Origin of the sequence: Rhodococcus sp. 15-2388-1-1a (assembly GCF_002259145.1) — a bacterium.
Classification (GTDB): domain Bacteria; phylum Actinomycetota; class Actinomycetes; order Mycobacteriales; family Mycobacteriaceae; genus Rhodococcoides.
The window spans coordinates 174832-188370 of the sequence record NZ_NPFP01000001.1; the positions used below are offsets into that span (position 1 = coordinate 174832).

Consider the following 13539-nt stretch of genomic DNA (forward strand, 5'->3'; position numbering starts at 1 on the left):
GCTTGGGCGATGACGACGGGGCCGTGACGGTGGAGGCGGCGTTCGCGATCGCGTCCATCGTCGCGGTGATCGTGGTGTGTATCGGGGCGATCGTGTCGGTGACGATGCACATCGGCTGCGTCGATGCGGCCAGGGAGGCAGCTCGGTTGGCGGCCAGAGGGGATGCGGACCGGGCTGTGTCTGTGGGGGAGAGGGTTGCGCCGGAGGGGGCTCTGGTCACGGTGACCGAGGATGGGGAGTTCTTCGTCGCGCGGGTGGAGGTGGCGAGCCCGCTGCCGGGATTGACGTTGTCTGCGGAGGCGGTTGCTGCTGCGGAACCGGTTGCAGTGGAATGAGGCTCGCATTCCGGAGTGCGCTGCGTGACGACGAGGGCGGCGCGACGGTGTTGGCGGCGCTGGCGATGTCGGCGTTGATCGCTGTCGTGGTGATGGTGATGCACGTCGGCTCGGCGGTGGGTGCTCGTCATCAGGCGCAGTCGGCGGCCGATCTCGCTGCGTTGGCCGGGGCAGGGGCGCTGGACCGTGGGGTGGCCGATGCGTGCGAGTCGGCGCGTTCAGTAGCGAGCAGAATGGGGACTCAGTTGCGGGAGTGCACGATCGACGAGTGGGACGTGATCGTGACGGTGGGGCAGCCGGTGTTCCTCGGTCGCTTCGGAATGTCCGACGCCATCGCCTCGGCAAGGGCGGGGCCGGGGTGAGGGTGAGGGCCCACCCGTCCGCCCGAATCCGCAAACGCGCGCGCGTTTGCCAGGTGCGCACGAAATCGCCTCGTTTGGCCGGCGATTTCGCGAGCGTTCAGCGAATGCGCGCGCGTTTGCGTCGAAACCCGGCCTCGAACCCGGCCTCGAACCCGCACCCCGCACCCGTGGCCGAAATTCGCGCCACGGGTTCGGCGGTCCGAGACGGCCCGGCTGCAGCGGTCAGTGTGTCGTGACTGTGCGTGCCTCGGACTGCAGAGGGGCGAGCCGGGTGAGCTGGGTGACGTGCTCCGGTGTGAGCTCTGCAATCGAATTGACCTGCAGCAGTTGCATGGTGCGCACTATCTCTTCGCGCAGTATCTCGATCATGCGGTCGACGCCCTCGCGACCCCCGGCCATCAGGCCGTACAGGTACGCCCGGCCGACGAGGGTGAACGATGCTCCCATCGCGATCGAGGCGACGATGTCGGCACCGTGCATGATTCCCGTGTCGACTGCCACTTCGAAGTCGGAGCCGACCTCGCGCACGACCTGAGGCAGCAGATGGAAGGGAACGGGAGCCCGATCGAGTTGTCGGCCTCCATGATTGGACAGGATGATCCCGTCGACTCCCAGTTCGGCCAAACGGACCGAATCGGCTACCGATTGAACACCTTTGACAACCAGCTTGCCGGGCCAGATCTCCCGGATGACGTCGAGATCCTCGAATGAGATCGACGGATCCATCGCCGAGTTGAGCAGTTCTCCGACCGTGCCGCCGGTCGAAGACAGCGATGCGAACTCGAGCTTGGCCGTCGTGAGGAAATCCCACCACCACCAGGGCCGCGGAATGGCGTTGGCGATCGTCGACGCGGTCAGTTGCGGCGGGATGGAGAACCCGTTGCGCTTGTCCCGCAGGCGTGACCCGGCGACCGGTGTGTCGACCGTGAACAGGAGGGTGTCGAAGCCTGCCTTCGCGGCGCGTTCGACCAGCCCGAACGAGATGTCGCGGTTGCGCATGACGTAGAGCTGGAACCAGTTTCGCCCATTCGGGTTGGTGGCCTTGACGTCCTCGATCGACGTGGTGCCCAGGGTCGAGAGGCAGAACGGGATTCCGGCAGCTCCGGCTGCGGCAGAACCGGCGTATTCGCCCTCGGTCTGCATCAGTCGAGTGAATCCCGTCGGGGCGATGCCGAACGGGAGCGCGGACGGCCCGCCGAAGACCGAAGTCGAGGTGTCGACGTGGGAGACGTCCCGCAGGATCGAAGGGTGGAATTCCACGTCGCGGAAGGCCTGACGAGCCCGCGAGAGCGAGATCTCGGCGTCGGCGGCACCGTCGGTGTAGTCGAATGCCGCGCGCGGGGTGCGTCGACGGGCGATGGTGCGGAGATCGTCGATGGTGAGTGCGGCATTCAGGCGTCGTCGACGCAGATTCAGATCCGGTTTCTTGAACGAGAGGACCTCGCGCAGGTCGGTAGCTTTGGGTATCTGCCGGGTGATGGGCATGTCACGTTCTCGATTCTGTGGGCTGATCCTCTTCCCACCACACCACCCGAGGTGTCGGCAGCGACGGGCAGGGTCCACCGACGACACCCGAAAACACGAAACCCGAAATGAGGACCAAAGTAACTAGTGGCAGCGGCCAGGCCGGCGTCATCGTGGACAGAAGAGACGTCCGCGTCTTCGTGGCCGCCTGACCCGACACTTTCTCGAAAGGTGTGAGAGCGCCATGAACGCTGTGCATGCGAAGTCGACGCAGGGGGCCCGTGGTCACCGCATCGCGCCGACTCCATTCGTCGGAATCGCCGTCGTGATCGCCTACATCGTCGTTGTTGCGGGCATGCAGTTCGCCTCGGGGATCGATTACGGCGATTGGTTCGCCACCACCGACAATGTGTACCGAACCGCGGTCATTCCACTGTTGGTGGGATCCATTCTTCTCGTGGCGTTTCTCTACTGGGCGCGATGGGACTCGATATGGCGGGACTCGGTGCGGCTACCCATGTCGATCGTTCTCTGGGTGCCGCCGATTCTGTTCGGTCTTGCCATCGTCCCGCGGTTGATCGCTGTCGACTGGGCGGTGATCGGCGCAGACCTGATCGTGGCCGTGGCTCTGACGGCGGTGCTCGTCGGATTCGCCGAGGAGGTGCTGTTTCGGGGAATCTTCCTGCGCAGCATGCGAAGCGGCGACCGGCCGGAGGCCTGGTGTGCGGTGTGGACAGCGGTTGCGTTCGGTCTGTTCCACATTCCGAACATCTTCATGGGACAGGGACCGTCCGGCATCTTCCAGGTTGTGCTGGCGACGTTCAGTGGCTTCGTCCTCTACCTGTTCCGGCGTGGGTTCGGGCTGATCGTCGTCGCGATGTTCTTCCACGGACTGTGGGACTTCTCGGTGTTCCTCGACGGAGACTTCGGCGAGGGCGTACTACACGACCTGAGCCTGCCTGCGCTTCTGCTCGTCGTCATCGCGACAGCTGTCGCTGCTGTGGTCATCGTCAAACGTGAACGCGCGGTTGTGCGGTGAACCCTGGCTCATGGTTCGCGAGTGATGGCCGCCAAGACAGCGGTCAACACTCGAACAGCACCGTCCTTGTCCAAGGGATCGTTGCCGTTTCCGCATTTGGGTGATTGCACGCAGGACGGGCAACCGGTTTGGCATTCGCACGAGACGATGGCGTCTTTCGTGGCCGCGAGCCAATCGGCGATGGCCACGTGACCGCGGTCTGCGAAGCCTGCTCCGCCGTCGTATCCGTCGTAGACGAAGACGGTCGGTAGGCCCGTATCGGGGTGCAGTGCCGTCGACACTCCGCCGATGTCCCAGCGATCGCACGTCGCCACCAGGGGCAGCAGTCCGATGGCGGCGTGTTCTGCGGCGTGCAGCGATCCGGGGAATCGTTCGTACGGAACTCCGCTGTGCTCGAGCAACTCCGGGGTGATGGTGTACATGACGGCTCGGGTGTCGAGTGTCTGTGCGGGCATGTCGAGTTCGATGGAATCGAGAACCTCGCCCGAGAGGAGGCGTCGGAGATAGCCGACAACCTGATGAGTGACGTTCACCTGCACCAGTGCGACGCGTACCTCGCCGTAGTCGACGGATTCGTGTACCGCGGTGATCGAGATGTCGGTGATCTCGCGCGCGGAGGTGTTCCACTCGGGCTGCTCCGCGTGGACCAGTGCGAGACCGGCATCGAGATCGAGTTCGTCGACCACGAACGACTCACCCTGGTGAATGTGGACGGCACCCGGGTGGGCGGTGGCGGGAGCGCGGCCGCCGTCGACGGTGCCCAGCATGCGGCCGGACTCGCCGTCGACGATGGCCACCTGCACCCCGGTGCCGCCGCGAATGTTCACCGCACCGTGCGGCGAGAGCTGCTGGCCCTCGGGCGTGATGAACCACCCGTGCGGACGCTTGCGCACGTAGCCTTTCAGCTCGAGCTCTTCGAGAACCGATTCCGCGTTCAGCTCCTCGGCTTCGACGAGGGTGATCGGCAGTTCGACTGCAGCGCACAGTAACTGCGGAGCCAGGATGTACGGGTTCGTGGGGTCGGTGACGGTGGCCTCGACGGGCTTGTCCAACAGTGCCGCCGGGTGATGCACCAGATAGGTGTCGAGCGGGTCGTCGCGCGCCACGAGCACCAGCAGGGAGCCCTCCCCGCGTCGTCCGGCCCGGCCGCCCTGCTGCCAGAACGACGCGACGGTACCGGGGAAGCCGGCGACGATCACCGCGTCCAAACCGGCGATGTCGACGCCCAATTCGAGCGCATTGGTCGTGGCGACGCCCAACAGGGTGCCGTCGGACAGATCGGATTCGAGTTTGCGCCGATCCTCGGCCAAATACCCTGCGCGATAGGCGGCGACGCGTCGTACCAATTGCGGATCGACGTCGGCGAGAATTCTCTGAGTACCCAGCGCGGTCACCTCGGCTCCGCGTCTGGACCGCACGAATGCCAGAGTGCGCGCGCCCTCCACCAGTAGGTCGGCCATGATGCGCGACGCTTCCGCGCCGGCGGATTTCCTTACCGGAGCTCCGTTTTCGCCGGTGATCTCCTTGAGCAGCGGTGGTTCCCACAGGGCGACGGTGCGGGCTCCGTGCGGGGATCCGTCTTCGGTGACCTCCGCGCACGGTGCTCCGATGAGGCGGCTTGCGGCCCGCCCCGGTTCGGAGGTCGTCGCACTGGCGAGAACGAATACCGGCGATGCTCCGTACCGTGCGCACAGGCGTCGCAACCGGCGTAGTACCAACGCGACATTGGATCCGAAAACGCCACGGTAGTAGTGGCATTCGTCGACCACCACGTAGCGGAGGTTGCGGAGAAATCTCGACCACCGCTCGTGCGAGCCGAGGATGCCGAGATGCAGCATGTCGGGATTGGTGAAGATCCATCGTGCGTTGGCTCGGGCCCACTGGCGAATCTCGATCGGCGTGTCGCCGTCGTACGCGCTGGGGAATACCTCGGCGAGTTCGTCTGATGCCGAACGCAACTCGTCGGTGATCGAGATCGTGGTGCGCAGCTGATCGGCACCGAGGGCCTTGGTGGGAGCCAGGTACAGCGCGGTTGCCCGGGCATCGGCGGACAGGGTCGTGAGAATGGGGAGTTGGTACGCCAGCGATTTGCCCGACGCGGTGCTGGTCGAAAGCACAACATGATTGCCCTCGGCGGCGAGTGTTGCCGCACGTGCCTGATGCGTCCACGGTTGTGCGATCCCACGAGAGGTGATCACCTGCACCACTTCCGGGCCCACCCACGACGGCCAGGAGGCGAACTGCGAGGCCCGTGCCGGCAGTTCGGCGACGTGGGTCAACGGGCTCTCGCTCGCGGGCGATCCCGCCAACACTCGATCCAGCAACCGCTGCCCGTAGCTCCCGACATCCGCACCGCCGTGCGGATGGTTCTCGCTCACTGCCGGTCTCCATGCATTCGTTCGATCTACAAGTGCCGTCGGGCTCTTCGCGACCTGGGATCCTCATGCTAGCGCGGACCCTGCTGGGCTCCTTCGTGCCCTGGTGGAAGCGGCTATTCACCTGTCGGAGGTTGTCCGTTTCGACAACACGGACAAAATGTTCGAAAACGGTCGACTTTCGACTGTTGCGAACGCGGATCTCATGGTTCACTTGACCCGGTCGCAGCTTCTGTGTTCGTTCTACGCTCGCAGGATCTATCGTTGCGGGCGCGGTACTGGAAGAGCTCGTCCGTCAGGGGGAATCCTGAGGGGGATTCAGGAAAGTGCAGCGGTCGGAACCGGCCCGATGGACCGAAAGTGCGCTCCATCGAATCCGGTGTTAGAAAGAGAAGGAAAAGCATGGCTCAGGGAACTGTGAAGTGGTTCAACGCCGAAAAGGGCTTTGGATTCATCGCACCAGAAGACGGCTCGGCTGACGTCTTCGTCCATTACTCCGAGATTCAGGGCAGCGGCTTCCGCACCCTCGAGGAGAACCAGCGCGTCGAGTTCGAGGTCGGCCAGGGCACCAAGGGTCCTCAGGCAACGGGCGTTCGCGCAGTCTGATTCTCTTCTTTTCGGAGTCGAGAACCGTCATCCCCCTTTTCCAACGGTCGTACAAGGCCGATGGAAAAGGGGGATGTTTCGTTTCCGCGAACCACCGGGGAGCGCCGAAAGCCGTGAGCGCGGGCGTCGATGTCCTAATGTCCATGCTGTGAACCAGCTGTCCTTCTTCTCCGCCGAGTCGTTGCCGCCCGCGGTGACCGATCTCAGTGGGCTGCTGGCTGCCACCGGCCATGTCGTCACCTCCGCGGGTGCGGCCCGAATTTCCGTCGTCGTCGACGCTCAATGGCGCGCGGATGCCATCGCCGAACTCATCGAGCAATGTGGTCTGACGCCGGAGCTCGGTCGATCGGAAGAGGACAGGCCACTGGTGCGCACCGCGTCGGTGCCCGAACTGTCCGCGTTGGCGTCTCTGTGGACCAAGGGCGCTGTCAAGGCCGTCCCGCCCGGTTGGGTGCCCGGCTCCCGCGAACTGCGCGCCTGGGTGCTCGCGTCGGGTCGTCCCGAGGCAGAGGGAGAGCGGTACGTGCTGGGTCTCGATCCGCATGCGCCGGAGACTCACGCAGTCCTCGCTCAGTCCCTGATGCGCGCGGGCATCGCGCCGACGCTCATCGGCACTCGTGGGTCCAATCCGGGCCTGCGAATCACCGGTCGACGCCGGCTGCTGCGGCTCACCGAGAACGTCGGCGAGGCTCCACAGAACGTGGACGCACGTACCAATTGGCCCCACGCCGAGTAGGCCGATCTGTGACTGATCTGCGAGTATTTGGCCGACGTATGTCAGTCTGTTAGTAGTGGGACAGGCAAATCTGCCTGTGAAAACGCACTAGGGAAGGTTCGGCAGCAAGGTGGCAGCACGTAACAACGGCACGGGGGACAGCTCCGCCGAGCCACGTCGTCTGGTCATCGTCGAGTCTCCGACCAAGGCAAAGAAGATCGCCCCGTACCTCGGGAGCAACTACGTCGTCGAGGCCTCCGTCGGCCACATTCGCGACCTTCCCCGCGGTGCCGCGGACGTTCCCGCCAAGTACAAGGGCGAGCCCTGGGCGCGTCTCGGCGTGGACGTCGACCACGACTTCGAGGCCCTGTACGTCGTCTCGCCCGAGAAGAAGGGCAAGGTCGCAGAGCTGAAAAGCCTGCTCAAGGACGCCGACGAGCTCTATCTCGCCACTGACCCCGACCGCGAGGGTGAGGCCATCGCCTGGCATCTCCTCGAGACCCTGAACCCCAAGATCCCTGTTCGACGCATGGTCTTCCACGAGATCACCAAGCCGGCCATCCTCGCCGCTGCGGCCGATACCCGCGACCTGGACCAAGACCTCGTCGATGCCCAGGAGACCCGTCGTATCCTCGACCGTCTCTACGGCTACGAGGTCAGCCCGGTGCTGTGGAAGAAGGTCATGCCGAAGCTCTCGGCAGGCCGAGTGCAGTCCGTCGCCACCCGCATCGTCGTCCAGCGTGAGCGCGAGCGGATGGCCTTCCGCAGTGCCGAGTACTGGGACATCTCCGCCACGCTCGACGCCGGAGCCGACGCCACGCCGCGCAGTTTCGGTGCCCGTCTGGTCAATGTCGACGGCAATCGCGTCGCCGCCGGTCGCGACTTCGGGGCCGACGGCAAGCTCAAGTCCGATGCGGTGACCGTCCTCGACGAACCGCGTGCCCGACGCCTCGCCGAGGCTCTCGAAGGTGTCGACCTGACGGTCGCGTCCGCCGAGGACAAGCCCTACACCCGCAAGCCGTACCCGCCGTTCATGACGTCGACGCTGCAGCAGGAAGCCGCCCGCAAGTTGCGCTTCAGCTCCGAGCGCACCATGCGTGTTGCGCAGCGACTGTACGAGAACGGCTACATCACCTACATGCGTACCGACTCGACGACGCTGTCCGCGTCGGCGATCTCGGCGGCGCGCACCCAGGCGACCGAGCTCTACGGACCGGAGTACGTCCACCCGTCGCCGCGTCAGTACACCCGCAAGGTCAAGAACGCGCAGGAGGCCCACGAGGCCATCCGCCCGTCCGGTGACGTCTTCCAGACGCCCGGTCAGTTGCACTCGGCCCTGCAGACCGACGAATTCCGCCTCTACGAGCTGATCTGGCAGCGCACGGTCGCGTCGCAGATGGCCGACGTTCGCGGCACCACGCTGACACTGCGCATCACCGGAACCGCCGGAACCGGCGAGGAGTGCACGTTCTCCGCATCGGGTCGCACCATCACGTTCGCCGGCTTCCTCAAGGCCTACGTGGAGAGCGTCGACGATCAGGCCGGCGGACAGTCCGACGACGCCGAATCTCGTTTGCCCGCACTGGTCCAGGGCCAGGCCGTCACCGCGACCCAGCTCGATCCCGACGGTCACACCACCAACCCGCCTGCACGATTCACCGAGGCGTCGCTCATCAAGACGCTCGAGGAATTGGGCATCGGTCGACCATCGACGTACTCGTCGATCATCAAGACCATTCTCGACCGCGGTTACGTCTACAAGCGCGGCAGTGCGCTGGTGCCGTCGTGGGTGGCGTTCTCGGTGGTTGCGTTGCTGGAGGCGCACTTCGGGCGTCTGGTGGACTTCGACTTCACCGCAGGTATGGAGGACGACCTCGACGCCATCGCGGGAGGCCGTGAGCGACGAGGCAATTGGCTGCAGAGCTTCTACTTCGGCGGTGAGACCGGTGCCGAGGGTTCGGTGGCTCGCTCGGGTGGCCTGAAGAAGATGGTCGGCCAGAACCTCGAAGAGATCGATGCCCGCACCATCAACTCCATTCGGCTGTTCGACGACTCCGAGGGTCGCGAAATCCATGTGCGCGTAGGCCGTTACGGTCCGTATCTCGAGCGCATGGTGAAGAACGACGACGATCCCGACGGCGATCCGATCAGCCAGCGCGCCAACCTGCCCGACGATCTTCCGCCGGACGAGTTGACGATCGACTTCGCCGAAAAGCTGTTCGCCACACCGCAAGAGGGACGCAAGCTCGGTGTGGATCCGCTGACCGGTCACGACATCGTCGCCAAGGAAGGCCGTTTCGGCCCGTACGTCACCGAGATCCTGCCCGAGCTGGAACCCGAGCCGACGCCGCCTCAGCCCGACATCGTGCCGATCCCGTCCGGCAACGACGGTGACGGTGGCGGAGGCGTCAAGACCGCGGTGAAGAAGGCGGCGGCCAAGAAAGCTCCGGCCAAGAAGGCGGCTGCCAAGAAGGCGACCGGCCCCAAGCCGCGCACCGGTTCTCTGCTCAAGTCCATGGATCTGGCGACCATCACGCTCGAGGATGCGCTCAAGCTGCTCTCGCTGCCCCGCGTCGTCGGAGTCGATCCGGAGTCGAAGGAAGAGATCCTCGCGCAGAACGGTCGCTACGGCCCGTACCTGAAGAAGGGCACCGATTCTCGGTCGCTGGCCGACGAGGATCAGATGTTCACCGTCACGCTGGAAGAGGCGCTGAAGATCTACGCCGAGCCCAAGCGTCGGGGTCGTCAGGGTGAAGCCAAGCCGCCGTTGCGTGAGATGGGCGTCGACCCGATCAGTGAGAAGCCGATGGTGATCAAGGACGGTCGCTTCGGGCCGTACGTCACCGACGGCGAGACCAACGCCAGCCTGCGCAAGGACGACGACGTCGAGTCCATCACCGACGATCGTGCGTCGGAGTTGTTGGCGGACAGGCGTGCTCGCGGACCGGTGAAGAAGAAGGCACCGGCCAAGAAGGCGGCTGCCAAGAAGGCTCCGGCGAAGAAGGCCGCAGCGAAGAAGGCTCCGGCGAAGAAGGCCGCTGCCAAGAAGACGGCCACCAAGACGACGACGAAGGCGGCTGCGAAGAAGGCGCCGGCGAAGAAGACCGAGAGCGAATAGCCCGCGAGCTCGAAGTTATGGACGGGATTTCGGTCGAATGCGTCCATAACTTCGAGTTCGGCGATTCTCGGACGCGCGAGCCGTACCTGCCCGCGCCGGGGTAGTCGGTCCCAACCGTTAGGGTTGCGTGCATGGCGGGTGTGTTCGATCGATTGGTCGGTCAGGAAGATGTCGAGGCCGATCTGACGGCCGCGGCGGTGGCTGCTCGCACCGGCGTCGACTCGTCGGCGATGACGCATTCCTGGCTGTTCACCGGCCCTCCCGGATCCGGACGTTCCATCGCCGCCCTGTGCTTCGCCGCGGCATTGCAGTGCACCACCGAGGGCGTTCCGGGGTGCGGGCACTGTCAGGCGTGCTCGACGACCATGGCCGGTACCCACGGGGATGTGCGACGCGTCGTGCCCGAGGGATTGAGCATCAGCACCAAGGAGATGCGCGACATCGTCTCCATCGCCTCGCGTCGACCCAGCACCGGGTTGTGGCAGGTGGTGGTGGTCGAGGACGCCGATCGGCTCACCGAGGGTGCCGGAAACGTGTTGCTGAAGGTCGTCGAGGAGCCGCCTGCCAAGACGGTGTTCCTGCTGTGTGCGCCGTCGGTCGATCCGCAGGACATCTCGGTGACTCTGCGCTCGCGGTGCCGTCACGTCTCGCTGGTCACGCCCACGGTGCCGGCGATCGCGCAGGTGCTGCAGACCCGCGACAAGCTAGACGCCGAGACTGCGGAGTGGGCCGCGTCGATCAGCGGCGGCCACGTGGGCAGAGCACGTCGTCTCGCCACCGACGAGGATGCGCGAGCGCGTCGCAAACGTGCACTGGCTCTGGCGTCGGCTGCAGCTCGGCCCAACCAGGCGTACCTCGCGGCCGAGGAGTTGGTGAAGGCCGCCGAGGACGAGGCCAAGGAGATGAGTGCCTCCCGCGACGAGGCTGAGACCGAGGAATTGCGGACGGCTCTGGGTGCGGGCGGTACCGGCAAGGGTGCCGCGGGTGCGCTGCGCGGCTCGGCCGGGGTGCTCAAGGATCTCGAGAAGCGGCAGAAGTCGCGTGCCACCAGGACCGGTCGTGATTCACTCGATCGCGCGCTGATGGATCTGGTCGGCCTGTATCGAGATGCGCTCGCGCGCTCGTACGGATCGACCGCGACCGCCACTCACCCCGACATGGCCGAGCAGGCCGAGCGCATGGCAAGAGCCGTCTCGCCCGAGGCGCTGCTGAAGAGTATCGAGGCGATCCTCGAATGCCGAGAGTCGTTGGCGGTCAACGCAAAACCGAAGTTCGCCATCTATGCGTTGGTCGGGACGCTGGGCGACGTGCTGCGTTAGTCCTGCGCTTTCTTCCGCGCCCGCGAAGCCCGAAGATTGGCAACGTTGCCGCAGGTCTTCACGTCGTGCCAGACGCCACTGTTGTTGCGGGAGCGGTCGTAGAAGGCGGATCCGCACGCCTCGTTCTTGCATCGCTTGAGTCGACGCCACGTGTCCGCCTGTTGTGCGAGAAGCACTTCGGACCAGATCTGCGACACGATGTAGTCGGCGCCGATGCCGGTGGGCGAGAGTCGGACGGTGCCGTCGGTGCCCGGAACGAGCTCGACCGGAACAGCCGGCCGTGCAGCCATGTCGCCTGCAATGGCAGCTTCCACATCGGATCGCAACATCCGTAGCGCGGCTGCGTCCTCGTCCGACAGCGGCATCTCCCAGGTCGTGGACGCTGACTTGCCGTCTGCGATGAGGTCGGGCAGGTCGTACGCGTCGATGGCGCGCGTGTTGAGCAGATTCTGAACCACCTGCAAGCCGTCGGGTGCCGGCGCGAGGCGGAAGCGCTCCGTCGGAGACTGTGACATATGTGAACCCTATTTGACTATGTCGCACTGGTCAACTAGGAATGACAGAATCAAAAGCATTTGACCTCTGTCTCGAAAGGTGACGGCCATGGTGTCGATTCAAGGAGCAACAGTGTTGGTGACCGGCGGTCAGCGCGGTCTGGGCAAAGCGACGGTCGACGCGTTGCTCGAACGTGGGGCCGGGAAGGTCTACGCGACGGCGAGGAGCCCGCGCGGAGTCTCCGATCCTCGGGTGGTGCCGGTTGCCCTCGATGTCGCCGACGCCGATTCCATTGCAGCGCTTGGTGATATCGCGTCCGACGTGTCGATCGTCTTCAACAACGCAGGCGCTCCCGGGACGACACCTCTGCTGACGACCTCGATCGACGACATCCGCGCGGTGTTCGAGACCAACGTGTTCGGCGCGCTGCGAATCGCTCAGGAATTCGCGCCGATCCTGAAGTCCAACGGGGGCGGCGCGCTCGTCGACATCCACTCGGTGCTGTCCTGGCTCGGCGGCGCAGGCGCGTACGGGGCGTCCAAGGCGGCGATCTGGTCGGTCACCAACTCGCTGCGGCTCGAGCTCGCACCGCAGGGAACCCTCGTCGTCGGGGTGCATCTGGGATACACCGACACCGACATGATCGCCGAGCTGAACGTGCCGAAGAACGACCCACGCGATGTGGTGCGCCAGGTGCTCGACGCCGTCGAGGCCGGCGAGACCGAAGTGCTGGCCGACGACCTGACCAGGCACGTCAAGTCGATCCTGAGCGGGCCGGCAGAGGGACTCGGGCTCGCAGGCTGATCGCAAGAGGAGGCGATTTTCGTTTCGACGTGATGCTCCGTTAGACTCACCAACGCCGAAAGGCACGCCGCCTTAGCTCAGTCGGTAGAGCATTTCACTCGTAATGAAAAGGTCGAGAGTTCGATTCTCTCAGGCGGCTCACGTTTCCACCGTCCCCGTCCGGTCCATCCGGGCGGGGACTTTTGCGTCCGGTGAGGATGTAGACCAGATCGAGCTCGAGGTATTCGCAGATCGCCGTGTACTCGGTGAGGGTGAAGGGGACCGCTCCCGAGAGTCGACGGTTGAGCTTCTGCTGGATCATGCCGACCGCGGTTGCGATCTGCGTCTGTGATGGCCGGAACTTCATGCCGGCGATCGACTGACGAATGCGACGGGCGGCTGCCTCGTCGGGGGTTTCGTCGCCCGCGATATCGATGATCTCGATCGATGTGGTCATGAATTTAAGATACCTGGTGTGCGTGTAAAGAGCTAGTCAGCGCGTCAAGATCGCTACTGGCAAGGTCGATTATCGGTAAACGACACGAATCCCACGCTTGTCAGTAACACGCATCACGTGTAGAAACACTCATATGCAACCGAACCAACACGCTCAGGCGGTAGCAAGACGGGTACGCGAAATCTCCCGCGCCAACCGCACACCACAAGCCGCCCTCGCCGAAGCCCTCGGCATCACCCAACAGAACATCTCACAACGACTCCTCGGCCGCGTCGAGTTCACCATCTCCGAACTCCACACCATCTCCGCCACCCTCGGATGCACCCTCGCCGAGCTGCTCGAAGACCAACCCGAATCGCAGATCCCCGCATGATGCGCCGCATCCCCGCCGAGTTCCGATTCCACGTCGTCTTCGCCGCCGCAATGCTCGGCGCACTCATCGGCTCGCCGGCCCTCGGCTACTTTCTCGGC

General features: G+C 64.8%; 12 protein-coding genes, 1 tRNA gene and 1 pseudogene. 11 read left to right on the plus strand and 3 right to left on the minus strand.

The annotated features are described in order from the left end of the window. Window positions 1–2: 2 nt before the first annotated feature. Together CH302_RS00850 and CH302_RS00855 are read left to right on the plus strand one after the other, a co-directional pair. Window positions 3–335, plus strand: coding sequence for a TadE family type IV pilus minor pilin (locus CH302_RS00850; protein WP_230596154.1), 333 nt, complete (start codon window positions 3–5; stop codon window positions 333–335). After that, on the plus strand, window positions 332–697 hold the full coding sequence (locus CH302_RS00855; RefSeq protein WP_037187878.1) for an Rv3654c family TadE-like protein: 366 nt from the start codon (window positions 332–334) through the stop codon (window positions 695–697). Before CH302_RS00850 ends, CH302_RS00855 begins: the two co-directional genes overlap by 4 nt. Window positions 698–919: 222 nt before the next feature. Here CH302_RS00855 and CH302_RS00865 read toward each other — a convergent pair whose 3' ends face one another. Beyond that, complete coding sequence (locus tag CH302_RS00865) at window positions 920–2182, minus strand: alpha-hydroxy acid oxidase (RefSeq protein ID WP_037187882.1); 1263 nt, start codon at window positions 2180–2182, stop codon at window positions 920–922. Between the two features lie 223 nt (window positions 2183–2405). On the opposite strand from CH302_RS00865, the gene CH302_RS00870 reads away from it, so the two are divergent. Beyond that, on the plus strand, window positions 2406–3200 hold the full coding sequence (locus CH302_RS00870) for a CPBP family intramembrane glutamic endopeptidase (protein WP_037187883.1): 795 nt from the start codon (window positions 2406–2408) through the stop codon (window positions 3198–3200). An 8-nt stretch (window positions 3201–3208) separates the two neighbouring features. On the opposite strand, the gene CH302_RS00875 is transcribed toward CH302_RS00870, so the two are convergent. Further along, the gene (locus CH302_RS00875; RefSeq protein WP_052047340.1) at window positions 3209–5578 is read right to left on the minus strand and encodes a DEAD/DEAH box helicase; all 2370 of its coding nucleotides are present in this window, start codon (window positions 5576–5578) and stop codon (window positions 3209–3211) included. A gap of 399 nt (window positions 5579–5977) precedes the next feature. Between CH302_RS00875 and CH302_RS00880 the strand changes: the two genes are divergently transcribed. The 5 genes and pseudogenes from CH302_RS00880 to CH302_RS00895 all read left to right on the plus strand — a co-directional run bounded on the left by CH302_RS00880 (window position 5978) and on the right by CH302_RS00895 (window position 11333). Next, a complete protein-coding gene (locus tag CH302_RS00880) occupies window positions 5978–6181 on the plus strand; it encodes a cold-shock protein (protein ID WP_005248460.1) in 204 nt (67 codons plus the stop codon). A 148-nt stretch (window positions 6182–6329) separates the two neighbouring features. Next, entirely contained in the window at window positions 6330–6917 is a 588-nt protein-coding gene (locus CH302_RS00885) for a hypothetical protein (RefSeq protein WP_037187885.1), read from the plus strand. A gap of 109 nt (window positions 6918–7026) precedes the next feature. Then, a complete protein-coding gene (gene topA, locus CH302_RS00890; protein WP_037187887.1) occupies window positions 7027–10014 on the plus strand; it encodes a type I DNA topoisomerase in 2988 nt (995 codons plus the stop codon). A gap of 147 nt (window positions 10015–10161) precedes the next feature. After that, window positions 10162–10200: pseudogene (locus CH302_RS30950) on the plus strand (hypothetical protein). Further along, on the plus strand, window positions 10197–11333 hold the full coding sequence (locus CH302_RS00895) for a DNA polymerase III subunit delta' (protein ID WP_371828421.1): 1137 nt from the start codon (window positions 10197–10199) through the stop codon (window positions 11331–11333). Before CH302_RS30950 ends, CH302_RS00895 begins: the two are co-directional and overlap by 4 nt. Here the strand turns inward: CH302_RS00895 and CH302_RS00900 are convergent. Then, window positions 11330–11848, minus strand: coding sequence for a CGNR zinc finger domain-containing protein (locus CH302_RS00900; protein WP_037187889.1), 519 nt, complete (start codon window positions 11846–11848; stop codon window positions 11330–11332). The genes CH302_RS00895 and CH302_RS00900 overlap by 4 nt on opposite strands. Window positions 11849–11936: 88 nt before the next feature. Between CH302_RS00900 and CH302_RS00905 the strand changes: the two genes are divergently transcribed. The 3 genes from CH302_RS00905 to CH302_RS00920 all read left to right on the plus strand — a co-directional run bounded on the left by CH302_RS00905 (window position 11937) and on the right by CH302_RS00920 (window position 13441). Further along, window positions 11937–12632 carry an SDR family oxidoreductase gene (locus tag CH302_RS00905; RefSeq protein ID WP_037187890.1) on the plus strand — a complete coding sequence of 232 codons (696 nt, stop codon included), beginning with the start codon at window positions 11937–11939 and terminating at the stop codon, window positions 12630–12632. 66 nt (window positions 12633–12698) lie between these two features. Continuing rightward, window positions 12699–12771, plus strand: a tRNA-Thr gene (locus CH302_RS00910). Between the two features lie 430 nt (window positions 12772–13201). Continuing rightward, a complete protein-coding gene (locus tag CH302_RS00920) occupies window positions 13202–13441 on the plus strand; it encodes a helix-turn-helix domain-containing protein (protein WP_037187892.1) in 240 nt (79 codons plus the stop codon). Window positions 13442–13539: the final 98 nt, after the last annotated feature.

Coding starts and splice junctions, on each gene's coding strand:
- CH302_RS00870 (WP_037187883.1), top strand. CDS start 2,406: ATGAACGCTGTGCATGCGAAGTCGACGCAGGGGGCCCGTGGTCACCGC.
- CH302_RS00855 (WP_037187878.1), top strand. CDS start 332: ATGAGGCTCGCATTCCGGAGTGCGCTGCGTGACGACGAGGGCGGCGCG.
- CH302_RS00880 (WP_005248460.1), top strand. CDS start 5,978: ATGGCTCAGGGAACTGTGAAGTGGTTCAACGCCGAAAAGGGCTTTGGA.
- CH302_RS00900 (WP_037187889.1), bottom strand. CDS start 11,848: ATGTCACAGTCTCCGACGGAGCGCTTCCGCCTCGCGCCGGCACCCGAC.
- CH302_RS00905 (WP_037187890.1), top strand. CDS start 11,937: ATGGTGTCGATTCAAGGAGCAACAGTGTTGGTGACCGGCGGTCAGCGC.
- CH302_RS00920 (WP_037187892.1), top strand. CDS start 13,202: ATGCAACCGAACCAACACGCTCAGGCGGTAGCAAGACGGGTACGCGAA.
- CH302_RS00865 (WP_037187882.1), bottom strand. CDS start 2,182: ATGCCCATCACCCGGCAGATACCCAAAGCTACCGACCTGCGCGAGGTC.